This is a genomic window from Mycolicibacterium sp. TUM20985 (assembly GCF_030295745.1).
Taxonomy (GTDB): Bacteria; Actinomycetota; Actinomycetes; order Mycobacteriales; family Mycobacteriaceae; genus Mycobacterium.
Genome location: NZ_AP027291.1, coordinates 5,384,848 through 5,410,455, shown reverse-complemented (window position 1 = coordinate 5,410,455; position 25,608 = coordinate 5,384,848). Strand labels below are relative to the sequence as shown.

The following is a 25,608-nucleotide window of genomic DNA, read 5'->3' as shown; positions in this document are numbered from 1 at the left end:
TGTCTGACCTAGGGTGCTCCCATGCGTGGAATCATCCTGGCGGGCGGGACGGGTACGCGGTTGTATCCGATCACCATGGGCGTGTGCAAGCAACTGCTACCCGTCTACGACAAACCGCTCATCTATTACTCCCTGTCGACGTTGATCATGGCGGGCATCCGCGACATCCAGGTCATCACCACGGCGGGTGACGTCGAGGCCTTCACCCGACTGCTCGGAGACGGTTCCACGTTCGGCACCGACATCACCTACAAGGTCCAGGACCGGCCCGACGGGGTCGCTCAGGCGTTCGTCCTCGGCGCCGACCACATCGGAAACGATTCGGTCGCTTTGATACTGGGTGACAACATCTTCTACGGACCGAGCCTGGGTACCAGCCTGGCCCGCTTCAGCGATGTCGACGGCGGCGCGATCTTCGCGTACTGGGTCGCCAACCCCTCGGCCTACGGCGTCATCGAGTTCAGCGACGACGGGAGGGCGTTGTCGCTGGAGGAGAAGCCGGCGACGCCGAAATCGCACTACGCGGTGCCGGGGCTGTACTTCTACGACAACGACGTCGTCGAGATCGCGCGCTCCCTGCGCCCGTCGGACCGGGGCGAGTACGAGATCACCGACGTCAACCGGACCTACCTCGAACAGGGCCGCCTCGGCGTCGAGGTGCTGGCGCGCGGCACCGCGTGGCTGGACACCGGCACCTTCGACTCACTGCTCGATGCCAGTGACTACGTGCGCACCATCGAACGCAGGCAGGGCCTGAAGATCGGCGCGCCGGAGGAAGTCGCGTGGCGGCTGGGGTTCATCGATGACGAGCAGCTGGCCCAACGGGCGCGCTCGCTGCTGAAGTCAGGATACGGCGCGTACCTGATGCAGTTGCTCGAGCCCTAGCTGCGAAACGCGGGAACCGTTCTGCGAGAAGCGGTTCGGTAGAGCCAGCGTGAACACGGTGCGCACCGTCGTCACGTACTGGCGGACCAGGTGCCCCGTCGTGTAGGGCAGGCCGTAAGTGGCGCACAGGGGCCGCACGCGACTGGCGATCTCGGCATACCGGTTGCTCGGTAGGTCGGGGAACAGGTGGTGCTCGATCTGGTAGCAGAGGTTCCCGCTCATGAAGGCCATCACGGGCCCCGCGTCGAAGTTGGCGCTGCCCAACATCTGTCGCAGATACCACTCGGCCTTGGTCTCGTTCTCGAGCGTTTCCGGGGTGAACTTCTCCGCCCCGTCGGCGAAGTGGCCGCACGAGATCACGACGTATGCCCAGACGTTGCGTAGGACGTTGGCCACCACGTTGGCGCCCAGCGTGCGCCGCCACCGCTTCAGGCTCAGCGCCGGATACAGCAGGTAGTCCTTGGTCACCTGACGCCCGACCTTGCGCAGGAGCGCCCGGTTGTGAACGGACTTCGGGAGGTCGTTGTCAGCGCGTTCGTGTTCGGAGTACAGGTCGTGCAGGGCGATGCCCCACTCGAAGCCCAGCGCCAACAACACACTTCGCAGCGGCGCGAAGAGGTAGCTCGGGTTCCACTTCTGGTCGGGGGTGACCCGAAGGACGCCGTAGCCGAGGTCGTCGTCGACTCCGAGGACGTTGGTGTTGACGTGGTGGCGGTAGTTGTGGGAGTAGCGCCACTGCGACGACAGGCCCGCCATGTCCCATTCCCACGTGGTGGAGTGAATCTCGGGATCGTTCATCCAGTCCCACTGGCCGTGCCCGATGTTGTGGGCGAGCTCCATGTTCTCGATGCTCTTGGCGGCTGCCAGGCCCACGGTGCCGAGCCACCAGCCGCGCCTGCGCTTGCTGACCGCGATCGTCAGCCGCGAGGCCACCTCGAGGGCACGCTGGAAGGCGATCGTGCGGCGAACGTAGTTGCGGTCATTGGCGCCGCGACTGTCCTCGACGTCGCGACGGATGTCGTCGAGGGCGGCGGCCAACGCCGTCAGGTCGGACTCGCTCAAATGGGCGTATTCGGCGACATCGGAGATGGCCATGCGTTATCGAAGTTCCTGGTCGGTTCGGACGGCCCGCACCGGTCGGTGCCGGGTCGCGTATCGGCGGGGTCCCGGCCCAAGACGCGTGCGCAGGAAATCGCGGGTTCCGCGGCGTCCCTACCCGTGTGTGTGCGTACAGCCTAGACGTTCACAGGACCGTCGTCCCGGGACGCTATCTCCCCCCTGGCGCCGGAGCGCGACCGCGGCGAGGTCGTCGCGATCGAGTGTGTCGTTGATGCCGCTGCAGAGGGCTTCGACGAAGGCTTGGGGTCGGGCTTCGTAGCTCCTCGCGGTCCGCGCGATGGCGTCGAGCAATCCGACCGGGCTCCCGCCCCACAGTTCGAGGACGCCGTCGCTGACGAGCAGTACGGTGTCGCCCGGGTCGAGCACACTGGTGACTTCGTGCCATGACGTACCGACACCGAGCGGCAGGTCGTCGGTCGCCAAACGTTCGACTTCGCAGGTCCCAGCTCGCACGAGGAAGCAGAGGCCGTGCCCGGCGTCGGTGAACCTGAATTTGCCGCAATCGAGATCGACCAGCACGTAGGCAAGGGTGATGAACGCGTCTGCGCGCTTCAGGTCGTCTTCCAGAACGCGCGCTGCGCGGTTGACGACGTCGGCCGGGCTGATGTCGGCATCGTGGGACCGCAGCGTGGCCCGTGTCGCCGCCGCCAACATGCCAGCACCGACGCCCTTGCCCATCACGTCGCCCAAGCTGACGGCCATGTAGGGCGGCATGAGGCGCAGGTCGTAGAAGTCACCGCCGACCTGGCGGGCCGGCGCGGCGATGGCCCCGTACGTCCAACCGGGAGTCGCGGGCAGGTGCCCCGGTAGGAGCGCGCGCTGCATGTCGCCAGCAAGGCGAAGTTCCTCCTGCTCCAACCGGCGCACGCGCAGTTCCTTGGTGATGTCGTGGAAGTGCAGGGCGAACAACATGCCGTCGGGTTGTTCCGCGATCGCCGCCACGCTGACGTCCATGCTGCGCCCATCGGTGAGGGCAATCGTGAGGCGCGCGCTTTCCTCGACACGCGCGTCGGCGGCCGCAGATAGTGCTCGCGAGCCTTCCTCGCCGATGAGGGCGTCCATACGCACGACTCCGTCTCGCAACCCGGGAAGCAACTCCATTGCCGCGGGGTTGCAGCGTTCGACGGTCCACTCCGTAGCGCCGCGAATGACCATCAGCTTGCCTGCGACCGACGAGTTGAAGCTCTTGCGAAACAACTCCTCACTGCCGCGCAGGCGGGTGGCGGTGTCACGCTCCCTACCCACCGTGAGGGACAGTGCCAGGAATACGACGGCCATCGACAGCTGAAACACCTGAAGAGCCACGGTGCCCGTCGCAGGGCCGTAACGCTCGAAGGAGAACGGGCCCATTCCATGTGAGCTGCCGAGGGACGCGATCACCGCGACTCCCAGCATCTCGATGAGCAGCGTTCGGGTCGACATCCGCATCGCCGCCCACACCAACGGGAGGACCGTCAGGAAGGTAAGTGGCACCGGAGCGATGAAGAAGACCACCACGGCCGCGATGAGGAGCGTCATGATCTGGGCCGCCGACTCGAAGTAGCCCGCCCGTCGCGGACGGCGCGGCAGTTCCATGAACAGCGGCGTTATCAGGAGCATGCCCGCAGCGTGCTTGGGAAAGGACGTCACCAGACGGGCCCACGCGCCGGCGAGGTCGCCGAGCACGAAGCTCATACCGGAGGCGGCCAGGTCGTACATCGCGGCCGTGAACAAGACGACGGCGAGTAGCCGGCCGAGATCACGGGGCGTGGCGAGGGCCGGCAATACATCTCGGCGTCCCCGGAGAAGCATCACGCCAAGGACCATCTCGATTGCACCCAGAGCCGCCAATGCGGTGAAGAGCACAACCGGTCGACCCGCCCAGAGCGAGAGCGACAGCGTGATCGCGGCGACCCCCAGGGCGAGCGCCCCCGCGTAGCGCCGCCGGTAGCGCAGGCCGAGGCCGAGGCCGATGCCTGCGGTCGGCCACCACGCCGCGGTGGCCAACGCGGCAGGTTGAGTCGCAGAGGACAGCGCAACGACCAACAGCACGACGACCAACACCACGGGGATGAACACCGCGTCGGGTATCGCAGACGAGCGCGCTAACACCGGTGCGTTCGGGCTAGCTGGTGGGCTTGAGCAGACTCCGTCACTCGGTCGGGCGATCGTTTCGGACCGCAGGCGACTGAGCGTCCAGTGATTGCCCATCGCGTCACGGCGGTAAGACAGTTCGTCGAGCACGCTCTGCGCAATCGCCAACCCGCGGTGACGTTCCGAGGTGGGGTCCGGCATGACGACACGGCTCAGGTCGACCGTAGAAGGATCGCCGTCGTCGGTGAACGACACGAGAACCGACTCGGGTTGAGTGGTGATCACCATCCGCAGGCGGACTGGACGTTCGCCGCCCGCGTATTCGATTATGTTGGAGGCTATCTCGCTGGCAGCGAGTTCGATGGAGAACTTCGCCTCGTCCGAAACGTCCGCGGCGGCCCAGGCCCCGTCCAAAGTACGTTGGATCTGGTCCAGCGTGTCGGGCCCCGTCACGGTCTCCAACGCGTATTCAGTCATCGAATGCGCGGTCCGCCGAGTCGTAGGTGCGGAGCACGCGGTTCAAGTTGGTCAGCTCCAATACGGTCAGAACCTGTTCCCGCGGCGCTGCAATGCGGAGGTCCCCACCGGCGCTGCGAGTAAGTTTTAGCCCTGAGATGAGCGCACCCAGACCCGAGGAGTCGATGAACTCGATCGCACTGAGATCGACGACCACGCGGTTGCTTCCGCCATCGACGAGGTCATGCAGCTGTTTGCGCAACTCAGGTGCCGCCACCATGTTCAGGCGCCCCTCTGGGGCGATGACGACGACACCAGAATCCGTTGTTCGCGCGGCAAATTTGGTCATGCCACTCCTTCTGTCTGCCGGTGGCCACGATGGCGTACCGCCTGAAATGCGACGCTCAGCATCGCCACGTCGACGAGCGCCCAGGACACGTTTACGGTCACGCCGAGCACCGACGCGGTTCCGTAGTAAAGCCGCACGAGGCCGATGACCGACGCCACCACCAGCACCGCCATCGCCACGAGCTGCCATCTGATGAGACGCCACGGACCTCCGCCCGACCTGTGCCGGTTCCTCGATGGCACTGAGGAGTCCACCGGCCTGCCGAAGAGCAGGCTGAAGAGGGCCGTGAGGCAGGCGGTGATCCAGACGGGGAACAGTGCGAAGCCGTACTGCTGTCCGCGCCAAACCCGAGTGCCCCGACCGACCACGATGAGCAACACCTGGTTCAGGACCAAGAAGGGAATCAGCCGGCCGAACAAGTCCCAGCTGTACGCGTGCACGGGCATGACGCCAAAAGTCAGGAAGAGCACGGGCGCAGCGATGTAGACGAGTGTCGCGAACCCGGCAAGATAGGCCCACATGGTGGAGAAGTACACAAGCCGCTGACCAAGGCCCAGGCCCTTTCTCAGCAGTGGATTGTGCTGCAGCAGAACCTGAGTCGTGCCCTGCGCTCGATGTAATTGCAGAGCGATCACGGTGCGAACGTCGTCGGGTGCAGGTCCTTCGACCAACACTTCGGGATGGTAGGCCGACTTCCACCCCGTGGCGTGCAGTTGCATGGAGGTGGCCAGGTCGTCGGCCACCGAGATGGTCGTCGTCGGCGGCACCGGCCCAGGCTCGTCGTAGGCGACGTCGATCGCCCGGATCATGGTGCTGATCGATTCGAGCGCCCCGAGCGGAGACCAGTCCCGGCTCGCGAGCATGGCAAGCACCGCCTCGTCGAATACCACGGTGTCGGTGACGTAGTCCGTACCGCCGGTGAGCATGGCGATGGCTTCCAAATCGGTGCGTATGGCGGTGATGTCCGCCTCGACGAGAGTGTGTGAAGCAGTGTCGACCTGCTGGTTGAACCTATGGGTGACCTCGGCCAGCGGCAGTCCGCGCTCGACGGCGCGCCAGGCGTTGTCGACGGCGAGCTGAACGCCGTCTAGTGCCGTGCGAACGGTCGAATCATCTTGTCCAACAGTTCTCTTCGTGCGGCGGATGATCCTTTCGGCCGCCGCCAGCGCGCGCTTGACGGTGTCCTCCACTGCCCGGACATACGCGTCTACCCCGACTTGCATCCATGCCTCGCGCCGGAGCACGGCGTTGGTCCCACTAAAGGTAGCCGCGTTCCAGCCGTCCCTACCTTGCTGGATGGGCCCGTGGAACCGCGGTGCCTGACTTCCCAGCCGATCAGAGAACGGCGCTCCGTGAAGGTACTGCGGCGTCTGAACGAACGCCACCCGCGGATCGTCGAAGTAGCCGAGCGTGTTGTCGAGGATGCGCGAATCGGGCGCTTGATCGGCGTCGAGAACCAAGACGTACTCGCCGCTCGTCGCCATCAGCGCGTCGTCGAGGTTGCGAGCCCTAGGGCGCCGCGGTTCGTTCCGCTGGCTCGTCGGGTGCCCAAGGTAGCCGATACCCGCGGCGGCGGCCACAGCCCCGAGTTCAGGTCGGTCACCCTCGTCGAGCAGGTAGGTCTGGTGGGGGAAACGGATGCGCTGGGTCGCTTCCGTGGTTGCCACCACCGAAGCGACGGGTTCGTCGTAGCTCCTGATGAGGACGTCGACGGTGGCGTTGGCGCTTGGTGGGGGAGGGGCGGATCGGCGCCGTAGTTGCCACATGGTCACGCCGAACAGGATCGCGTTCACCAGGCTGTAGGTCTCCGCCAGCACCAGCGGCACGGCGACCCACCACGCCGACCAGTTGATCGACACCAACCATCGCCATGCGATGTAGTTGATGCCCAGCAGCGCGACGAGGGTGATCAGCAACCGCAACCACGTCGATGGCGCGTTGCTCGCACGGGCCAAATGGGACGTCATGGCAGGCGGCCGGGCACGCTCGCTAACCCCGATTCTTCGCCCGCCCGATACGAGTTATCGGCGCTCCCCCGATGATTCACGCGAGGCCTCCCAGTCGAACTCCCCAGCTGCTGCAAATCAATTTGCGCAAACGTCAGTCAAGCATGCATACGTCTTGGAAGAAGGGTTATGACACGGGACTTGAACCCGCAATGCGAATCTTGGCGAGATTTTCGCTGCTGCCGAACACGCGGCCCATCGGATCGAACCGCGTTGCCCGCAGGGCGGAGTGGGCAATACCGGACCCGACTATCACACCGACCACCACCCATTGCACTCCAAGTTGGGTGGTGAGGAGTGCGAGGAACGCTGCGAGAACGAGGCCACATATCGGAACGGCTATCTGAACGATTGTCCGCACGGTCTGGGTGATCAGCCCGGCCACCTCCTGCTGGACCGCCTCGCGGTGATCCCAACTGGCGCGAGTCCCGGTGACCGCGTCGGCCAGAGCGATCGAGAAGACGAAGTGAAGGAACACGTCATAGGTGATCTCGGGCAGAATCAGCGCAGAGAGTATTACTGCACGTCGACCACCACGGCGCACCGTCCACACCCGTTCGATCACCAAGATCGAACTGATGAAGAACCACGGCCACGACCACGGAAATCTCTCGGTCTGCAGAATCGCTATGACCACCACGGCCACGAAGTACGGCAGAAAGAGGATGCCGAGGTAGATCGCCATTTGTCGAAGAATGTATGGCGCGGTGTACTTCGTCAGCCCGTACATGCGCAGGTTCTCCAGCGCCCCTCGTTGCCAGCGCAGCCGTTGGAAATACAACGTTCTCACGGTGGGCATGAGTTCTGTCCGCACCGTACATTCGGTCGGCGACGCACACCGATACCCGAGATGCTTGACCGCCATCGTGAGCTCGTTGTCCTCGGTCAGAGCGGTGTTGTCGTAGACGAACCCACCAGCGGGCAGGCGGCTGCCCCGTTCGGCGGCGACCTGACGCAGCACCGCGACGGGGTACATGCCTGCGGTGCCGCTGATGACTTCTGCCCGACCCTTGCGCCGCTTCAGGTCATGGGCGTAGCGCAGGTATTCATTGCGCTGGACCGCTTCGACGATCTGGGTGACGGGATAGATGGCGAGGAATACCGATCCGACCGCACCGACGGTCGGCCTGCTGTCTTCATGGGTCCGCAGACGGCGCTCAGCAGCTTCGAGAAACTCGAAATTGAGTTCCGTGTCGGCGTCCATCATTATCACCAAGTCATCGGCGTCGAGCGTGGGAAGAATCCGGGCCAACGCCTGATTGAGCGCACCAGCCTTGCGATGAACGTTGCCAACGCTCTCAATCACCGAAGCACTGAATTGCAGCGCAATCTCGATCGTCCGATCGACGCAGCGGTCGGCAACGATGACTATTTCATCGGGGCGTCGCGTCTGATCGAGCAGTGACTGTATCGCTGCACCAATTTGCCGTTCTTCGTTGTGGGCGGCCACCAGTGCGACCAATCGGCTGCGGGAGTGATACTGGTGACTGCCATCCACGGAGAATCCTCACCGTCGAACAAACGTGTCTCGCGAGCGATGCATCGCTTTGAAGCACAATGACGTGCCGCAGCTCATTTCGCACGCAATTGGCGGCGAAGCAATCCGTCAATGCTAAATCGACGTAGCTGCCGCCCGACAGTGTCCAAGGTCCCGAATCCCGAATGGCGCTTCTGGGTCAGGCGGGGGCTTGGGTCCGCTTCGTCAGCCTCCGGCCGGCCCTGAGGAGCAGCGCGGTGGTGAGCACCCACGGCCCAGCAACCAGAATCGGGTCGATCCATGTGTGCGAGTTGTCGACGCGCGTCGTGCCCGTCCTGGCCTTGAAGCCGTGATGGGTGAACTCGCTCCTGATCCCCGTCTCGGTGAACGGATTGTCGGGCCGCAGCGTGAGGAAGGACAGGACGTGGCTTTCGGCGGCGTCCACCCGGTCGGCCGCAATCAGCAGGAGCCAGTGCGCGGCGCGGCCCTCGCTGTACCGGTAGGCATAGCGGCGCACGACGCCCGACAGGCCGCGAGGTGGTGTCGACGTACCGAACACCGGGGTGAGCATCGCGTGCTCGATCGATCGCTCGCGCGGCCACTTCTCCGGCTGCCGTTCTGGGAAGTCCCAGTGCGCGCCCGTCGCCGCGGGGTCGAACTTCAGCCGCGGCACCGACGGTCGATCGGCGGGATCGAGGTCGGCACCCCAGCCCGGGATTCTGGCGCGCAGTTCGTCGCTGTTGGGGATCGGCGGATGGTCTGCGGTGTACACCATGACGTGCTCCTGTCAGCTGGCCTGGGGAAGGATGATCGGCTTGATGCAGTCGTCGAGCTTCGCCGAGAAGATGTGGTAGCCATCGGCGATGTGCTCCAACGGAATGCGATGGGTGACAATATCGTTCGGCTTGAGGTAGCCATTGCGGATGTGTGAGAACAACCGCGGCCACTGCCGTTTGACCGGGCACTGGTTCATCCGCAACGTCAAGCCCTTGTTCATCGCGTCACCGAACTTGACGGCACTGAACATCGGTCCGTAGGCGCCCATGACCGACACCGTGCCGCCCTTGCGGACGGAGTCGATGGCCCAGTTCAGGGCCACTGGTGAGCCGCCCTGGAGTTTGAACTTGGCGGCGGTCACGTGTTGCAGGAAGTTGCCATCGGCCTCGGCTCCGACGCACTCGATCACCGAGTCGGCGCCCAGGTGCCCGGTGGCCTTCTTCATCTCGACCACGATGTCGTCGTACTCGGCGAAGTTGCGGGTTTCCGCATGGGCGAAGGTGCGCGCCTTCTCCAACCGGTTCTCGAGGTAGTCGATGACGATCACCCGGCCGGCGCCCATCAACCACGCCGACTTCGCGGCGTAGAGACCGACCGGCCCGGCGCCGAACACCGCCACGGTGTCACCCTCGGCGATGTCGGCCAGCTGGGCACCGAAGTAGCCCGTTGCCAGAGCGTCGGTGCACAGCAGCGCGTCCTCTTCGTCCATCCATTCCGGGATGATCGCGGGGCCGACGTCGGCGAACGGGACCCGGACGAACTCCGCCTGCCCGCCGTCATAACCGCCGCACGTGTGCGAGTAGCCGTAGATGCCGCCGACGGCGGTGGCATTCGGATTCACGTTGTGGCAGTTGGAGAAGAGGCCGCGGGCGCAGAAGTAGCACGACCCGCAATAGACGTTGAACGGCACCATCACGCGGTCGCCGCGCTTGAGATTCTGCACCGACGGCCCGACCTCTTCGACCACGCCGACGAACTCGTGGCCGAAGGTCATGCCGACCCGGGTGTCCGGCATCATCCCGTGATAGAGGTGCAGATCCGATCCGCAGATCGCCGCCATGGTCACCCGCACGATGGCGTCGTTCGGATGCTCGATCGGCGGCATTTCCTTGTTCTCGACCCGGATCTTGTACGGGCCGCGATAAACCATTGCGCGCATGAGTGACGTCTCCTCGGTTCGGCTCCGGGGGTGCTACCCGGTGGTGGATCGCCGAAACACCGAGGTCGAATCGGGTTGCGAGCAGCTATCACCGAGCCGTCCCCGGAGGCGTGGGTGGATGCGTCGATGAAGGGGCCGCAAAATTGACACCGGCGCGGATTTCCGGGCGTCGGGCGAACGTGCCCGGCGGGCCCGGGAAGGCAGTCGAGGAGCACTTCCTGGCGCTGGATCGACCCAGCGGTCGGCAACGTGGATTCGGTGGCGCGCGGAGTTAGCTGGATCCTTTGCATTTGAAAGCAGTGGGGGTAACTTGACCCTACACACTGCGCGGCGCAGGGCTTAACTGCTGCAAAAGGGGATCTCATGATCGGAACGAAGTATCTCTCCGTGGGCGCCGGTGTAACGGCGGTGGGCGCCGCCGCGTTGCTGATGGTCCAATACGGATCGCTCGCCGCTACCCCCGAACGCACTCCCGTCCCCGAGGTCCGAACCGCCGCCCAGCCCTTCGACTTCGCCTTCAGTCAGGCCTACCCGTGGGGTGTCGGCCCCGGCTCGCCGGTCGGCAGTTCCGGTGTCGCCGCGCTATCGGCGATCAGCGACTACAGCAACGGCATTGCCGTTGGTGCCAAGGGCACGCTCGACAGCATCAATCAGGTCGGACCCCTGGCCTTCGGCCTCAACTCCATCAGGTCGATCAGCGCCAACCAGGCACCGAACGGCGCCCAGCCGGCCACCGCGAACGTGACCAGCCTGGATCAGTGGGTGCTGGGAGTGGCGGGGCTGGCCAGCAGTGTCGGCGTCGTGGGCTTCACGGAGGACGGTGCCGCTTACGACCCGTTCATCGGCACCCACGCCGGGGTCCTGCAGACCGCCAACACCTTCGGCCCGATGTTCTTCAATTTGAACGTCCTCAAGGCCATCGGCCTCACTCAGGCACCGAGTGGCACGCTCCTGCCTAGCGGCCAGCCCGACGATTTCAGTGCCGTCGACATCGGTCGGTGGTCGGGCGGGATCCCGGGGCTCATCACCAACACCGGAACGACTGGATTCGTCGTCTCCCGCGACTTCGGGGCGGGCCCGATCAACGACTACTACATCGGCGGTCTGCACACCACGACGCAGATCGGGTCGATGACGTTCGACTTCAACGTCCTGCCGTCGATCAGCACCAGCATCTTCCCGCCCGGTATCTCCTTCACGATGTCGCCGGACATGACCGCCGCCAACACCCCCTTTGCCGGCATCACCCCGCCGCCGCCCGGGATCGTGCAGCCGCTGGTGACCGACCCGCCCGCGGTCCAGCCGGTCGATGACCCGGCTCCGAAGGCCGCCGCCGTCGAGCCCGTCAGCGCCGCGACGGCGCCACCCGCCGAGGACACCCCGAAGGTCGCTACGTCGAAGATCGACGACACCAAGCCGGAGGTCGTGATTCCTGGCGTCAACGGCGCGCCCCTCAGCCCGACGACGGGTGCTGGGACGACCAGCGGCGGCGGAAGCAAGCCCTTCGATCCGTGGAAGCCGTTGAAGCCCATCACCGATGTGCTCGATGCGTTCAACGGCACCCGTCCCGGGTCCACCGGTGGCACCGGGTCCACCGGTGGCACCGGAAGTGCCGACAACGGCGGCGACACCGGATCGGGAAGTGCAGCAGGCTAGTTCGGCGTCACTTGCAGAGGTCGACGATCTTCGTGCTGTTCGTCTCGAGGTCGCGTAGTCGGGCGACTTGGCCGGCCTCGTCGTCTGCGGTCCCGGCGAGAGCGTTGATCGTGAGGTTCTGAAGATCCGTCGCAAGCGTGCGGAGCAGTCCCGCCAACTCGGGTGGCGTGGCGGAACTCAAGTTGTCGACGAGGTGCTCGCTGCCGACGGACATCGCCAGGCGTGCATTGGCCGCAAGCGCTTGTGTCGCAATCGGATCGGTGCCGACCTCGGCCTGAGTCTGCAGCGCGACGGCCGTGCGCACCTTGGCGTAGGCCTCGCACGCCCGCGCCTTGGCCTCCTGAACCTGTTGCGCGGTAGGCGCTGGCGCCGTGTCGGACGGCGACCGCGTGAGAGCCCAGACGGCCACCCCAGTCGCGGCGACCGCAATCACCGCGAGGGCGAGGCTGACCCATCGCCACGGGCTCCGCCTGACGGTGTCGGCCGGTTGGTGCAGTTGCTGGTCATCTGGTTCGGCGGAGTGGGTCATAGTGGCTCGATGTTAACGCGCGAGTTTGCTGGTGGGGGGATCGACGCCGTGGGTCGATGGCGGCTTGGTCCTTATTGACGAAGCCGACACTTTTGAGCACGGTCGGGAGTTAGTGTCCGATCATGAAGATGTCCGAGGCTGCGAACCACGCGTTGAGTACCGCGAGAACTCTGCGCTTGTTTCGGCCTCCAGGACATTTCTATTCACCGATTTCGAGCGTGAGCGATGCCGGTCGGGCGCGCGATCAGCGCGCCGACATGCAACTCGACGAAGGATACGAACTACACGTCGACGAACAGCTCGTCATGGCGAATCGCCTGGGGCCGAAATGGTCTCACTTCTCGAAGTCATGGGACCGGTACAGTCCCGACAACGTGTGGTTCGGGCTCGGCGACGGCGCGGTGTACTACTCGATGTTGACCACGCTTCGCCCCAAACGCGTCGTCGAGGTGGGTTCTGGGTTCTCGTCTGCGATTGCCCTCGACGTGCGCGATAGTGAATTGCCCGACATGGAACTGACATTCATCGAGCCCTATCCGAAACGACTCCTCGGGCTTCTCAAGGGCCGCGACCCGGCGGCCACCACGATTCACCGCAAGGCAGTTCAGGATGTTCCCGTCGAAACGTTCGACATCCTCGACGAGGGCGACATCCTCTTCATCGACAGCACCCATGTCAGCAAGCCCGGAAGTGACGTCAATTGGCTCTTGTTCCGAATATTGCCACGACTCAAGCCTGGCGTCATCGTGCACGTCCACGACATCTTCTACCCATTCGAGTACCCCGAGACCTGGCTCAGGGAGCGTCGGAGCTGGAACGAGTCGTACCTGCTGCGCTCATTCCTGAGCTATAACAGCTCCTTCGAGATCCTGTTCTTCAGTTCTTGGGTATGGCAGAAGCACCCCGAGATCGTCGCCCGGTACTTCCCCGATGCGGCGCACGAAAGCCCGGGCAGCCTGTGGCTGAGGCGCGTCGCGTAACGCGTGGGACCGAGTTGCCTTGGCGCTCAGGCTGCGGGGCCGGGAAGCGGCGCCGGGCCGGGAAGCGCGTCGATGCTGGACGGGGTGTTCGCTGATGCCAGCCCGTGCGCAGGTGTGGACAACAGCGCGGGGGTCGGGGTCGACGGCTCCGTCGTGTCAACGGCCCAAACAGCTTGCAGCCGTTGCGCAACGAATGATGCGCCCTGGTCTACGAGACCTGACTCCATGTACTGGTTGTGCGCGGAGAAACTTCGCCCATGTGGGTCGCACACCAGGTCGTTGTCGACGCACAACTCGATGGCCTTCGCCGCATAGTTCGGTCCGACGACCACGTCCGGGTCGCGGATCGCCTTCATGAAGCGCACGGACGGCTTTCCGAACAGCACGACGGCCGCCACGCGTTCGGCGGCCTCGGCCGGCATCGGGGCGGGGACGTCTTGAGGTGACACACCGTCGGGCACCACACTCGAGGTGAGGAAGCCGATCACTGCCGCGCCCTGAGAGAAGCCGCCGAGTACCAGCGCGGCGTCCGGGCAGCTCGCGATGGTGGAGAGGACGTGGTCCCGCGCGTCCCTGATGCCCTCGATGGCGGTCGGGAAGTCCGTGGTCGCGGGGTAGTCGACGGCGTACACGCCGAGCGATTTCGGGCCGAGCTGCGAGCGCAGCGAGCTGACGAACGCCTCCCCGGTGGGGCCGGTACCAGGCAGTTCGGTGGTGCCGCGCGCGAACACCAACTCGGCGTCGGGACACGGCGCGGCAGCTGCGTTCGGCGCGGGCAAGACCTGCGTCGCCGACACGGCAATCGCCGCCCCAGCAGTTATCAAGAGCCCCAATTTCCCCATACGCAAATCGTGACACAGGAGTCAACGGGACGCGCCGTGGGAAGGCAAACACATAGAGAACCCTCAAGAACCGAGGTGCGTCCAGAACGTGGGCCGCACCGTCGATGCAACCGACGCCAAACTGCCGTTTCGCCTGTTTGAATGAGCGCGTGGCGCTAGCCACTCAGAGACGGGGTTATCAGCCGCAATGGATGACACGGTCATAGACGGCGGGGACTCCACGCAGGGCGGAGGCTCGACCGACGGCGGGGACGCCACCTCGGGCGCAGTACCGACCGAGGTCTTCGGACGCTATGGTCTGCTGTCACTGCTTGGTGCGGGCGGCATGGGTCAGGTGTGGCGGGCGCGCGATTCGCAGACCAATCGGGTGGTCGCGCTGAAGGTCTTGCCCGCACACTCCGCCGACGACGAGGAGTCGCGCGAACGGTTCCGGCGGGAGTGCGAGGCCGTGGCGCAGCTGACCGAGCCGCACATCATCCCGATCCACGACTTCGGTGATGTGGACGGTCGGCTGTTCCTGAACATGCGACTGGTCGACGGTAAGGACCTTCGCACGCTGATCAAACAAGAAGCTGCCTTGCCGCCGTCACGGGCGGTGGCGATCATCGTCCAGGTTGCCGGAGCACTTCAAGCGGCCCACGACGTCGGTCTGGTACACCGCGACGTCAAACCGTCGAACATCCTGGTATCTGAAAACGACTTCGCCTACCTCATCGACTTCGGGATCGCTCACGCGTCCGGAGACCACACGCTGACCAAGGCCGGCGAAACCATCGGCACCGCGGTCTACATGGCGCCGGAGGCCATTGGCGCCGCAGTCAAGACCCACTCCCGGGTGGACGTGTACGCGCTGACGTGCGTGCTGTACGAGTGTCTCACCGGCCAGCCACCGTTCACCTCCGACGTGGGCGTGCAGGGGTTAATCGCCCATCATCTGCACACTCCGCCGCCGCAACCCAGTGTCACGAAGTCCGATGTACCCGTAGCGTTCGACGAGGTCATCGCCAAGGGGATGGCCAAGAATCCCGACGACCGCTACGCCTCCGTTCACGAGCTTGCCGCGGCCGCCCGTGCGGCGGCGGGGGATCCGACACTCCCCGCCATCGAGGCCGGTCAAACACACTCTCGCCAGCGAATTCATTTGTCGCGCAGGGCTATCGCGGTAATGGCGGCCGTCGCGGCCGTGGCCGTCGTCGTCGCGGGAGTCATCATCGTCGGGCGGCAGCCGTCAGACGGCACTGCCACTTCCGCCACCTCCGCCCTCCCGGTCGGCCAAGGGTTTTCGTCACAGATTGCACTGCCGTTCCCAGGGATTCGCGTCGCTGGCGGGGTCGCGGTCGATGCTGCTGGGACCGCGTACGTCACCGGCATCGGCACGGATCAGGTGATGCGACTGGAGCCCGGCGCGACGGCTGCGACCCAGCTGCCGTTCACCGGGCTCAAGAACCCGCGAGACGTGGCGGTCGATGCCAAGGGCGGCGTCTACGTCACCGACTCGAGTAACGATCGGGTGGAGTGGCTGCCCGCGGGCGCGCCCGCGGCGGCCACGCTGCCCTTCGTCGGCCTCAACGATCCCCGCGGCATCATCGTCAGTCCGGCGGGCGACGTCTATGTCGTCGATCGTGGGAACGATCGGGTGCTGTTCCTGGCGGCCGGCGCGACGGCGGCGATCACGCTGCCCTTCGTCGGCCTCAACGATCCCCGCGGGGTCGCCGTCGACGCGGCAGGCGGGGTCGTCGTCACCGACACGGGTAACAACCGGGTGATGCAGCTGCCGGCAGGCTCGACGGTGGCCGAACCACTCCCGTTCAACGGCGTCAACGATCCCCACGGTGTGGCGGTCGACTCGAAGGGCTCCGTCTACGTCACCGACCGCGGTAATGCCGCGATCGTCGAGCTCGAGCCGGGCGCGGCGGCGGCGATCCCGCTGCCCTTGACCGGCCTGAACGATCCCCAGGGCGTGGCGGTCGACGGGGCGGGCAACATCTACGTCTCGGATTTGGGCCCGAACCCCGTGGTGAAACTCGTCGCTGGCCGATGACATCGAGTGCGGTGCTTGCGTCGGGTCTGGACTTCGGCGTGCTGGGTCCATTTCGGGTCAGCCTGAGACGCGAGCCGGTGCCGTTGGGCACACCCAAGCAGAGCGCGGTATTGGCGTTGCTGCTGATCAACCGCAATCGCCCCGTTCCGAGGGATTCGATCATCTCTGCGATCTGGGACGAGGATGCGCCGCAGGCGGATGCGATACACAACCTGCACGTGTACGTGGCGAACCTGCGCAAGGTCCTCGGCTCGGCCGGCGTCGACCCGAAGACCGTCTTGGCCAGTGCCCGACCGGGCTATCAACTCAACGTGCCCGACGGGGCCTGTGATCTGGGGCGGTTCACCACCGACAAGGCAGCCGGGGTTCAAGCCGCCGCGGCCGGTCGGTTCGGCCTCGCCAGCGATCGTCTGTCGGCCGCCCTGGCGCAGTGGCGCGGTCCCGTCCTCGACGACTTGCGTGAGTTCCGCTTCGTCCAATCGTTCGCCACCGCACTCGTCGAGGACAAGGTGGTGGCCCACGTGGTACGTGCGGAGTCCGAAATCGCCTGTGGGCGAGGGGGTTCGGTGATCGGCGAGCTCGAAGGACTCGTGGCCGAGCATCCCTATCGGGAGCCGCTGTGGACCCAGTTGATCACTGCCTACTACGCGACCGAGCGTCAAACTGACGCCCTCAACGCCTACCGGCGATTGCGATCGGTGTTGTCAGACGAGCTGGGCATCGAACCCGGGCCGACGCTACGCACATTGGAGCAGCGGATCCTGCGTCAGGAGCCGTTGGACGTCCGGCAGATCGCGCAGAACGACGCGTCGGAGATCCTCACCACGCTCGAGCGTCACACGACGACGTCGGCCCCCGCCGGATCGAGCCGGGCGCAGCTCCGCGACGCCGCCGGCCGCTGCTATCCGCTGGAGACGGTGACCACCGGGATCGGTCGCCGCGGTGACAACGGCGTCGTGCTCGACGATCCCAAGGTGAGCCGATACCACGCCACGATCATCGACACGGGCGCCAACTTCGTGATCAACGACCTGCGGTCGGCCAACGGCGTGCACGTTTCCCACCAGCGCATTCGTGGCAGCGCGACGCTCAGCGACGGCGCCGTCATCGGCATTGGCGGCTACCAGTTCACGTTCGAGATCGCACCTGCCGAGCCGCCCGCCCCTTGACCGTTCAGCAGCGCCGTCGGCGGCATTGAGGTTCCGTTGAGGGCCGCGCTGGATTCTTCTTCTCATCGAGCCACACCAGGTGGCCACGAGGAGAGGGACTCACATGATCAAGACCCGCATCGCCACCACCGCGGCCCTGTTCTCCTTCGGACTGGCCTCGTTCGGAGGAGTCGTCGTCGCGATCGCCGCCCCGGCCCACGCCGACGCCGAAACCACCATCACGGTCGACGGCACCGCGATGGACAGCACCGCCGGCCAAGCCGTCGACGATGCCCGGTCGATCTCCGGTGAGCTCGAGGATGCGACCAGGGGCTCGAACGTCTCGAGCGTGCCCACCCCCGGCAGTGCCGCCACCGGCGAGCACATCGCCTTCCCCCTCACTCCGGCCAGCCCGCACGACGGCCAGGGCAAGAAGGGCAGCAACGAACAACCCCACTCGCACTTCCGCTGAGACGTGTTCGTGCCCACGCCGGCCGAAGACGCTGACGCGAGCGCATCGTTTATCGAGACGCCGGACAGGGGACACCCAGGGCATGCGGACGAGGTTGAGCCGGGTGGTTCACGCCCATCTCTCCGCTGCAGACGAGCACTTCGGGCTGCGTCTGGGCGCGGGCCTGTTGGGCACCTTCGTCGCCGGGGCCAGCTTCGCGCTCGTTCTCCTGCTCGTCCGCGCGGGGTGGCCGCCACTGCGCGCTCTCGACGCTGGGGCGGCGAACACGTTCAACAGAATCGACGTCGGTCATCCACACCTGGCACAGACGGCCGAGGTCGTGAGTGACGTCTTCGACCCGAACGTGTTCCGCGTCGCGCTCACGCTGGTCGCGTTGTTGTACGTGATCAACGGCGAAAGACGTCACGCGGCATGGCTGATGGTGACGGTGTTCGGCGGCGCTGGACTCGGGCTCGCACTGAAGCAGATCATCGGCCGGGCCCGCCCGGTATTGCCGGATCCCGTCTCGACGGCATCCGGGATGTCGTTCCCCTCCGGCCACGCGCTTGGCGCGACGATCGGCTGCTGCCTGATTCTGTTGATCGTCTGTCGGTTTCTGCCGCGGGGCGGCCGCATCGCCGCCGCCATCGCGGCCATCCTGATCGTCGGCGCCGTTGCGCTCGCGCGGGTGGTGCTCGGCGTCCATTTCGTCAGTGACGTTCTCGGCGGCATCACGCTGGGCACCGGCTGGGTGGCGGTCACGACGTGGGCCTACGCCGCCTGGCGACGCGAGACCGGACAGCCGGTTGAGGGTCCGGCCGACGTCGGCGCCAGCGAGCAGCGCCCGCTGCGGCGGTGATCAGACCCGCCTGTCTCCGATTAACGCCAGCGTCAAACGGGTATTTGGAACGAATGCACGGAAAGGTCGCTGACATCGTGCGTGACGTTCGGTGGCTGCTAGTCGCGGCACTAGGCCTCGTCGCGTTGATGGTGGCGCTCGGTTACCTCGTCACCAACGTGATGCCCTCCACTGCGGTCGGCAAGTGGGACGCCGATCTGCCTGCACGGCTCGTCGGATATCGCCAGCAGCAGGGTATTTCGGAAAGCGCCATCATCACGACATTCTCGGCCACACCGACGATCGTCACACTTGCGGCACTCGCTGCGGTGGCATTCCGCTGGATGTTCGGCCGCTGGCGCGAATCCATCGTGGTGCTCTGCGCAGTGGCCGGAGAGACGGTCATCTTCGTGGCGACGACGTTCCTGATTCATCGCCCACGACCACTCGTACCGCACCTCGACGAGGCGCCGCCGACATCGTCGTTCCCCTCCGGGCACACTGCGGCCGCGGTGTGCTTCTACGGATCGGTCGCGGCAATCATCCTGTGGCACAGCCGCTATCGCTGGGTCACGGTGACCGCCGTCGTCGGCTGCGCCGCCGTGCCCCTGCTGATCGGGGGCAGCCGTGTCTACCGCGGCATGCACTACCCGACCGATGTGCTCGGCGGCCTCATTCTGGGCGGACTTTGGTTGACGGTCGTCTTGTACGTCGTGCGCAGCCACGATGCCCGCGGCCGACGCCTCGCCTCGGGTGACACCGACCGACGGCTGGTGAGCGAGCGATGAAGCGCGCCGCGGTCATCATCAACCCGGCCAAGGCGGACGCGGACACCGTCCGGGAGCGCGTGGCCGAGGCCCTGACCGACGCAGGCTGGTCGGCCCCCCTATGGCTGGAGACCACGCCGGAGGATCCCGGCCGCAGCATGGCCGAGGCCGCCGTCGCGGCGGGCGTCCAACTCGTCGTGGCCTGCGGCGGGGACGGCACCGTGATGAGTTGCCTGGATGCCCTGGCCGGCACGGGTGTACCCGTCGCCGTCCTTCCCCTCGGCAGTGGAAACCTACTGGCGCGCAACCTCGGTGTGCCGATTCAGTTGGACGAGGCGCTGGCGGTCGCCGTGCACGGTGCGGACCGGTGCATCGACCTTGGACGGCTTGAGGGTCGGCCCTTCGCCGTCATGGCGGGCATCGGCTTCGACGCGGCGATGATGGCCGACACCACCGACGGCATGAAGCGAATCGCCGGTTGGTCGGCCTACGTCCCCAGCGGCCTGCGGCACCTGCGCGACCCCGTGATGCGGGTGCGGCTGAGCATCGATGGCGGCGCGCCCGTGCTGCTGACGGCCCGCACCGTGCTGGTCGGCAATGTCGGCCGGTTGCAGGGCGGCCTCGAGTTGCTGCCCGATGCGGTCGCCGACGACGGTTTGCTCGACGTGGTGGTGGTATCGCCACGGACGCTGCGCGACTGGGTTCGGTTGGTATGGAGGGTCATTCGAGGTAGCCGCAGCTGGCATCCGCACCTCCAGCGCTTCCGTGGGCACTCGGTTCTCGTCGAGGCCGACCGGAACGCGGCGCGGCAGATGGACGGCGAGGTCATCGACGACGGAAACAGTCTCGACGTGCGGATCGAGCCGGGTGCGCTCGTCATTCGCGTGCCGCAGACGGAAGCGACGGCCGCGTAACCGTGCAAGGGAGCTGAGATGGGCACCTCGACCCGCGTACCGGAGACCGTCACACTCGCCGGCGATGACCTCTCGGCGGACGACGCCGTCACGACGCTGCGGCGCTACGGCCGCTGGAACCTCGTGAAGGACTCGTTCGTCCGGTTCCGGTACGCCGACGGTTTCACCAACGCGCGTGCCCTGGCGCTGCAGATATCGCTGGCCTTCATCCCGTTCATCATCGCGACCGTCGGCCTGTCTAGCGCGTTGCACCACGAGAAGTTCGGGCAGGTCATCATGGAGACCCTCGCCAGGGTGCTGCCTGGGAGCGAGCGCGACGACATGGTGCACGAGGCCGCACAGCGGACCCAGGACCAGGGGACCACCGGGGGCCAACTCGCGCTGTGGCTCGGTCTGCTGGCGGCGGTCGTCGCGCTGACCACGGCCATGGGTCAGATCGAGCGAGGAGCCAACCGCATCTACGGCATCGAACGCGACCGGCCGGCCATGCAGAAGTACGGGCGGGCGCTACTGATGGCGCTGACTGCCGGGATGCTCTCGCTGTTGGGCTTCCTGGTCATCATCGCCGGTGACGCCCTCGGCGACTCGCTGGCCGCCGCATACCGATGGGGCGACACCAGGCAGGCGTTGTGGTCGGCCGGCCGATGGCCCCTGGGAGTGCTGCTGGCGTGGGGATCCTTCACGGTCGTGGTGGAACGCGCGCCGCGCCGGCGCCAGCCAGGTTACTCGTGGCTGGCGTTCGGATCCGGTGTGTCGCTGGCGCTCTGGCTGTTGTTGACCGGCCTGCTGGCGCTCTATGTCGCTCAGAGCGGGTCGTTCGGGTCCACATATGGTCCCCTGACCGGGATCTTCGCGCTGCTGCTCTGGGCGAACCTGTCCTCTGTGGCACTGTTCCTCGGCATCGCGTTCGGCGCCCAGCTCGAGGCCGTTCGCGCCGCGGTGCCCGCCCCTGCCTACGACGATCCGCTTGCGATGCCGGCGTCCGGAGGCGTCGGCGGGCTGCTGGTGTCCCCGCGGGCTCAGTGATCCGCTGCGGGGAATCGACCAACATGCAGAAAGCGTCAATTCTCGCTTCCGTCCTTGGCTGTCTTGAGCGTCGTCGTCGGAACATGACTTCCTCTGACGGCAGGCGCGGAGATGATCTCGGCTGCGACGTAAAGCAAAGGGCGTGGTCTCGCTGCGATGCGAAGTGGGCCGATCGCCGGGATCAATTCTTAACAGGGCTTTCGTGGAGCCGATGACGGGAATCGAACCCGCGTATTCAGCTTGGGAAGCTGATGTTCTGCCATTGAACTACATCGGCTTGACCAGCCGTGCTGGTGATCACGAAGGCTAGCACCTCACCCGCTAGGCTCGTCGGGTGCTGCTCTCCGATCGCGACATTCGGGCCGAGGTCTCCGCCGGGCGGCTGGGGATCGACCCGTTCGACGACAGCCTCATCCAACCGTCGAGCGTGGACGTTCGGCTGGACAACCTGTTCCGGGTGTTCAACAACACCCGGTACACCCACATCGACCCGGCGTTGCGCCAGGACGACCTGACCACCCTGGTCGAGCCGAAGGAGGGCGAGCCCTTCGTCCTGCATCCCGGCGAGTTCGTCCTCGGTTCGACCCTGGAACGTTGCACGCTGCCCGACGACCTCGCCGGTCGGCTAGAGGGCAAGTCGTCGCTCGGCCGCCTCGGGTTGTTGACGCATTCGACGGCCGGCTTCATCGACCCTGGCTTCAGCGGGCACATCACGCTCGAGCTATCCAACGTCGCCAACCTGCCGATCACGTTGTGGACCGGCATGAAGATCGGCCAGCTCTGCCTGCTCAGACTGACCAGTCCGGCTGAACATCCCTACGGCAGCGCGAAGGTCGGATCGAAGTATCAGGGCCAGCGCGGGCCCACTCCGTCACGGTCCTACCAAAACTTCATCAGGCACTGACACAGCCGACGCGAGTAGGGTCGAAACGCGGGCTGGGAGATGTTCGCGGCGGCTGTAACGACCGCGCTGGTGACGGCGATGAAACATCAGGGTGTGCTGTGGCGTTGAGCCCACCGTCAGAAGAACATATCGAACGCAGCTAATATTTGGAGGGTTCGTGGACATCGTTCTTGGTGTGTCCCTGACGCCAAAGACGGTCCGGTTGGTGCTGGTCGAAGGCGTTCATGGCGATGGTGCAACCATCGATCACGACACCTTCGACGTGACGCCGTCCGACGGCTCGGCAACGTCGAGCGCATCGGCTCAGGTGGTCGCTGCCGTCCTCGGAACGTTGGAGAGCGCCCGCGAGGGTGGGCACCAGTTGAAGGCCATCGGCGTCACCTGGAGTGACCACGCCGAAGCCGCCGAACTGCGCGACGCGCTGGCCTCCGCCGGGGTCGACGACGCAATCCTCGTCTCCGAACTCCACGCCGCGGGAGCGCTCGCCCAGACCGCCGGTCGCGCGGTGGGCTACGAGAGCACCGGCCTTCTGTTCCTCGATCGCGACACGGCGACATTGTCGGTCGTGCGCACCGACGACGGCTCCATCGTCAAGGTGCTCAGCCGAAGCCTGCACAGCACCGATGCGATGGCCGTGCTCGCCGAGATGGCGTCGGCCGTCGCCGCGCAGGATTCACCGCCACAGGGCATGTTCGTCGTCGGCTCCGGGGTCGATGTCGCATCGGTCAAGGCGCACCTGCAGGACCTCGTCTCCATCCCGGTCAACGCCCCCGAGGAGTCGGGGTTGGCCCTCGCCCGCGGCGCCGCGCTGGCAGCGGCCAGCGCGCCGATCTTCGACGCCTCCACCGTCGGGCTGGCCTACTCACAGGACCCCGACGGCGCCACGGCCGGCAACGACTACCCCGGGCTGGCAGGGGCCGACACCCAACTCCGCCCGGCCGCCGCGGCCGTCGTACCGCTCGCCGAGATCGGCTTCGACGAGGACTTCGGCGAGGACTTCGTCACCCCGCCCGTCGAGGAGGGTCGCAAGCCGTTCCTGTTGGTCGGAAGCGCCCTGACGTCGGTGTTCGTCATTGGCGTCATCGCCCTTGTCATCTCGCTGGCTGTCAGCATCCGGCCGACGGCCGATCAGCGGCCCGATCCCGGTCAGAGCGCGATCGTGCCGAATGCCGCCGCACCCGCGGCGCCGCTGCCGGAGGCCGTGCCTGCCCCCGCCCCGGCGCCTGCCCCCGCACCCGCTGCTCCGCCGGCGGAGACCATCAAGGCACCGATCCCCGTCGTGCAGCAGGAACAGGCGCCCCGGCGTCAGGTTTACGTGGCGCCCCCAGAGGCGCCGGCTCCGCAGGCTCCGCCCGCGCCCATTACGGACCCGCCCGCGGCGCCCGCCCCGGATCCGGTCCCCGTGGTCGCCCCGCCGGTGCCCGCGGTGATACCGCCCCTGCTGCCGCGGATCTTCAATCCGCCGGTGCAGCAATACCCTCGGTATCCGTACGGGCAGTATCCGCAGCAGCAATATCCCCAGCAGCAGTACCCGCAGTACCCGCCACAGCAGCAATACCCGCAATACCCGCCACAGCAGCAGTACCCGCAGTACCCGCAGAACCCGTGGCAGCCGCCGCGGAACCAGGGTTCCGGCGACGACGGTTGGCCGGGTTCCGGTGGCGGTAACGGCCGCGGCGGCTCCGGCGGTGGCAACGGGGGCTCCGGTGGCGGAGGCGGTTCGAACTGCTTCCTGATCTTCTGCGCTCCGGCCGGTGGTGGCGGGGGCCGCGGCTAAGCCGGTGTTCACTCGTTACCCAGCGTTGGTTTGCCGCTTGGTGTCACTTCGCCGTTAGCTCATCGCCGAAGCCTATTCAGGCAGTATGCGATGCACTGTGTTCGGTACGGGGTACCTCGGCGCGACCCACGCCGCCGGCATGGCCGCGCTCGGTCACGAGGTCATCGGGGTGGACGTCGACCCGGGCAAGGTGGCCAAGCTCGCGTCGGGTGACATTCCGTTCTATGAACCCGGACTTCGGAAGGTGCTGCGCGACAACCTCGATGCGGGCCGACTGCACTTCACCACCGACTACGAGGAAGCGGTCGACTTCGCCGACGTGCACTTCCTCGGCGTCGGAACCCCGCAGAAGAAGGGTGAATACGGCGCCGATCTGCGTCACGTCCACGCGGTGATCGACACGTTGGTGCCACGGCTCAAGCGCTCCGCGGTCATCGTCGGCAAGTCGACCGTTCCGGTGGGCACCGCAGCCGAATTGTCCGAGCGGGCCCGTGAACTCGCCCCGGACGGGGTCAGCGTGGAGATCGCCTGGAATCCGGAGTTCCTCCGCGAGGGGTTCGCCATCCACGACACGCTTCATCCCGACCGCATCGTGCTTGGGGTACAACAGGATTCGTTGTGGGCCGAGGCCGCCATCCGCCAGCTGTATGCACCCATCCTCGAAACTGGGGTGCCGTTTCTGGTCACCGATCTGCAGACGGCGGAACTGGTCAAGGTGTCGGCGAACGCCTTCCTGGCGACCAAGATCTCCTTCATCAACGCCATCTCCGAGGTGTGCGAGGCCGTCGACGCCGATGTGACACTGCTTGCCGATGCACTGGGCTACGACCCACGGATCGGCAGGCGATTCCTCAACGCCGGCTTGGGATTCGGTGGCGGCTGCCTGCCCAAGGACATCCGCGCATTCATGGCCCGCGCCGGTGAACTGGGTGCCAACCACGCGCTGACCTTCCTTCGCGAAGTCGACAGCATCAACATGCGCCGTCGCACCAGGATGGTGGAGTTGGCCACCAAGGCGTGCGGCGGTTCGCTGCTCGGAGCCAACGTCGCGGTCCTCGGCGCCGCGTTCAAGCCAGAGTCCGACGACGTCCGCGACTCACCCGCGCTCAACGTGGCGGGCCTGCTGCAACTGAACGGTGCGACGGTCAACGTCTATGACCCCAAGGCCATGGAGAACTCCCGTCACCTCTTTCCGACGCTGAACTACTCGACGTCGATCTTCGAGGCGTGCGACCGCGCCGACGCCGTGCTGGTGCTCACCGAATGGCAGGAGTTCATCGACCTCGACCCCGCCGAGCTGGCGGCCACGGTGCGTGCGAAAGTCGTTGTCGACGGCCGCAATTGCCTCGACGTGGACAGGTGGCGGAACGCCGGGTGGCAGATGTACGCACTGGGCCGCCGGATTCCGGTGCCCGTCTCGTCGTAACGTGTGGC

22 protein-coding genes and 1 tRNA gene are annotated in these 25,608 nt (G+C 66.1%); 13 read left to right on the top strand and 10 right to left on the bottom strand.

What is annotated here, in order from left to right; translation table 11 throughout:
- Positions 1 to 21 precede the first annotated feature (21 nt).
- Positions 22 to 885 carry a glucose-1-phosphate thymidylyltransferase RfbA gene (gene rfbA / locus QUE68_RS26365; protein WP_286274687.1) on the top strand — a complete coding sequence of 288 codons (864 nt, stop codon included), beginning with the start codon at positions 22 to 24 and terminating at the stop codon, positions 883 to 885.
- Here the strand turns inward: rfbA and QUE68_RS26360 are convergent.
- The 7 genes from QUE68_RS26360 to QUE68_RS26330 all read right to left on the bottom strand — a co-directional run bounded on the left by QUE68_RS26360 (position 844) and on the right by QUE68_RS26330 (position 10,301).
- Positions 844 to 1,980: a fatty acid desaturase family protein gene (locus QUE68_RS26360; protein ID WP_286274686.1), complete on the bottom strand. Its 1,137-nt coding sequence runs from the start codon at positions 1,978 to 1,980 to the stop codon at positions 844 to 846. The genes rfbA and QUE68_RS26360 overlap by 42 nt on opposite strands.
- Before the next feature lie 117 nt (positions 1,981 to 2,097).
- Complete coding sequence (locus QUE68_RS26355) at positions 2,098 to 4,554, bottom strand: SpoIIE family protein phosphatase (protein ID WP_286274685.1); 2,457 nt, start codon at positions 4,552 to 4,554, stop codon at positions 2,098 to 2,100.
- Positions 4,547 to 4,882, bottom strand: a complete 336-nt coding sequence (locus QUE68_RS26350; protein ID WP_286274684.1) for an STAS domain-containing protein — start codon at positions 4,880 to 4,882, stop codon at positions 4,547 to 4,549. The genes QUE68_RS26355 and QUE68_RS26350 overlap by 8 nt, the downstream gene beginning before the upstream one ends.
- Positions 4,879 to 6,849 carry a glycosyltransferase gene (locus QUE68_RS26345; RefSeq protein ID WP_286274683.1) on the bottom strand — a complete coding sequence of 657 codons (1,971 nt, stop codon included), beginning with the start codon at positions 6,847 to 6,849 and terminating at the stop codon, positions 4,879 to 4,881. The genes QUE68_RS26350 and QUE68_RS26345 overlap by 4 nt, the downstream gene beginning before the upstream one ends.
- 166 nt (positions 6,850 to 7,015) lie before the next feature.
- A complete protein-coding gene (locus tag QUE68_RS26340) occupies positions 7,016 to 8,386 on the bottom strand; it encodes a glycosyltransferase family 2 protein (protein ID WP_286274682.1) in 1,371 nt (456 codons plus the stop codon).
- A 178-nt stretch (positions 8,387 to 8,564) separates the two neighbouring features.
- Entirely contained in the window at positions 8,565 to 9,140 is a 576-nt protein-coding gene (locus QUE68_RS26335; protein ID WP_286274681.1) for a hypothetical protein, read from the bottom strand.
- Between the two features lie 12 nt (positions 9,141 to 9,152).
- Positions 9,153 to 10,301, bottom strand: coding sequence for a zinc-dependent alcohol dehydrogenase (locus QUE68_RS26330; protein ID WP_284229541.1), 1,149 nt, complete (start codon positions 10,299 to 10,301; stop codon positions 9,153 to 9,155).
- A gap of 363 nt (positions 10,302 to 10,664) precedes the next feature.
- On the opposite strand from QUE68_RS26330, the gene QUE68_RS26325 reads away from it, so the two are divergent.
- Entirely contained in the window at positions 10,665 to 11,957 is a 1,293-nt protein-coding gene (locus QUE68_RS26325) for a hypothetical protein (protein WP_286274680.1), read from the top strand.
- 7 nt (positions 11,958 to 11,964) lie between these two features.
- Here the strand turns inward: QUE68_RS26325 and QUE68_RS26320 are convergent, their stop codons facing one another.
- Positions 11,965 to 12,486, bottom strand: coding sequence for a hypothetical protein (locus QUE68_RS26320; RefSeq protein WP_284229537.1), 522 nt, complete (start codon positions 12,484 to 12,486; stop codon positions 11,965 to 11,967).
- A gap of 218 nt (positions 12,487 to 12,704) precedes the next feature.
- Here QUE68_RS26320 and QUE68_RS26315 point away from each other — a divergent pair, with 218 nt between their 5' ends.
- Positions 12,705 to 13,466, top strand: a complete 762-nt coding sequence (locus QUE68_RS26315; RefSeq protein WP_284229535.1) for a class I SAM-dependent methyltransferase — start codon at positions 12,705 to 12,707, stop codon at positions 13,464 to 13,466.
- Between the two features lie 26 nt (positions 13,467 to 13,492).
- Here the strand turns inward: QUE68_RS26315 and QUE68_RS26310 are convergent, their stop codons facing one another.
- Complete coding sequence (locus tag QUE68_RS26310; protein WP_284229533.1) at positions 13,493 to 14,308, bottom strand: cutinase family protein; 816 nt, start codon at positions 14,306 to 14,308, stop codon at positions 13,493 to 13,495.
- 187 nt (positions 14,309 to 14,495) lie between these two features.
- On the opposite strand from QUE68_RS26310, the gene QUE68_RS26305 reads away from it, so the two are divergent.
- The 7 genes from QUE68_RS26305 to QUE68_RS26275 all read left to right on the top strand — a co-directional run bounded on the left by QUE68_RS26305 (position 14,496) and on the right by QUE68_RS26275 (position 21,493).
- Positions 14,496 to 16,349 (top strand): serine/threonine-protein kinase PknD, encoded by a 1,854-nt coding sequence (locus QUE68_RS26305; RefSeq protein ID WP_284229532.1) that lies wholly within the window; start codon positions 14,496 to 14,498, stop codon positions 16,347 to 16,349.
- Positions 16,346 to 17,518, top strand: a complete 1,173-nt coding sequence (locus QUE68_RS26300; protein ID WP_284229531.1) for a BTAD domain-containing putative transcriptional regulator — start codon at positions 16,346 to 16,348, stop codon at positions 17,516 to 17,518. The genes QUE68_RS26305 and QUE68_RS26300 overlap by 4 nt, the downstream gene beginning before the upstream one ends.
- Positions 17,519 to 17,621: 103 nt before the next feature.
- On the top strand, positions 17,622 to 17,969 hold the full coding sequence (locus tag QUE68_RS26295) for a hypothetical protein (protein ID WP_284229530.1): 348 nt from the start codon (positions 17,622 to 17,624) through the stop codon (positions 17,967 to 17,969).
- Between the two features lie 103 nt (positions 17,970 to 18,072).
- The gene (locus QUE68_RS26290) at positions 18,073 to 18,807 is read left to right on the top strand and encodes a phosphatase PAP2 family protein (protein WP_284229529.1); all 735 of its coding nucleotides are present in this window, start codon (positions 18,073 to 18,075) and stop codon (positions 18,805 to 18,807) included.
- 77 nt (positions 18,808 to 18,884) lie between these two features.
- Positions 18,885 to 19,574: a phosphatase PAP2 family protein gene (locus QUE68_RS26285; protein ID WP_284229527.1), complete on the top strand. Its 690-nt coding sequence runs from the start codon at positions 18,885 to 18,887 to the stop codon at positions 19,572 to 19,574.
- A complete protein-coding gene (locus QUE68_RS26280) occupies positions 19,571 to 20,467 on the top strand; it encodes a diacylglycerol/lipid kinase family protein (RefSeq protein ID WP_286274679.1) in 897 nt (298 codons plus the stop codon). The genes QUE68_RS26285 and QUE68_RS26280 overlap by 4 nt, the downstream gene beginning before the upstream one ends.
- Before the next feature lie 18 nt (positions 20,468 to 20,485).
- Entirely contained in the window at positions 20,486 to 21,493 is a 1,008-nt protein-coding gene (locus QUE68_RS26275; RefSeq protein ID WP_286274678.1) for a YihY/virulence factor BrkB family protein, read from the top strand.
- A 203-nt stretch (positions 21,494 to 21,696) separates the two neighbouring features.
- Here QUE68_RS26275 and QUE68_RS26270 read toward each other — a convergent pair.
- Positions 21,697 to 21,770, bottom strand: a tRNA-Gly gene (locus QUE68_RS26270).
- Between the two features lie 57 nt (positions 21,771 to 21,827).
- Between QUE68_RS26270 and dcd the strand changes: the two genes are divergently transcribed.
- From dcd to QUE68_RS26255, 3 genes are all read left to right on the top strand, one after another.
- A complete protein-coding gene (gene dcd, locus QUE68_RS26265) occupies positions 21,828 to 22,397 on the top strand; it encodes a dCTP deaminase (RefSeq protein ID WP_284229520.1) in 570 nt (189 codons plus the stop codon).
- 157 nt (positions 22,398 to 22,554) lie between these two features.
- Positions 22,555 to 24,174: a DUF7159 family protein gene (locus QUE68_RS26260; RefSeq protein WP_284234786.1), complete on the top strand. Its 1,620-nt coding sequence runs from the start codon at positions 22,555 to 22,557 to the stop codon at positions 24,172 to 24,174.
- 85 nt (positions 24,175 to 24,259) lie between these two features.
- Positions 24,260 to 25,600: a UDP-glucose dehydrogenase family protein gene (locus tag QUE68_RS26255; protein WP_284234787.1), complete on the top strand. Its 1,341-nt coding sequence runs from the start codon at positions 24,260 to 24,262 to the stop codon at positions 25,598 to 25,600.
- Positions 25,601 to 25,608 lie beyond the last annotated feature (8 nt).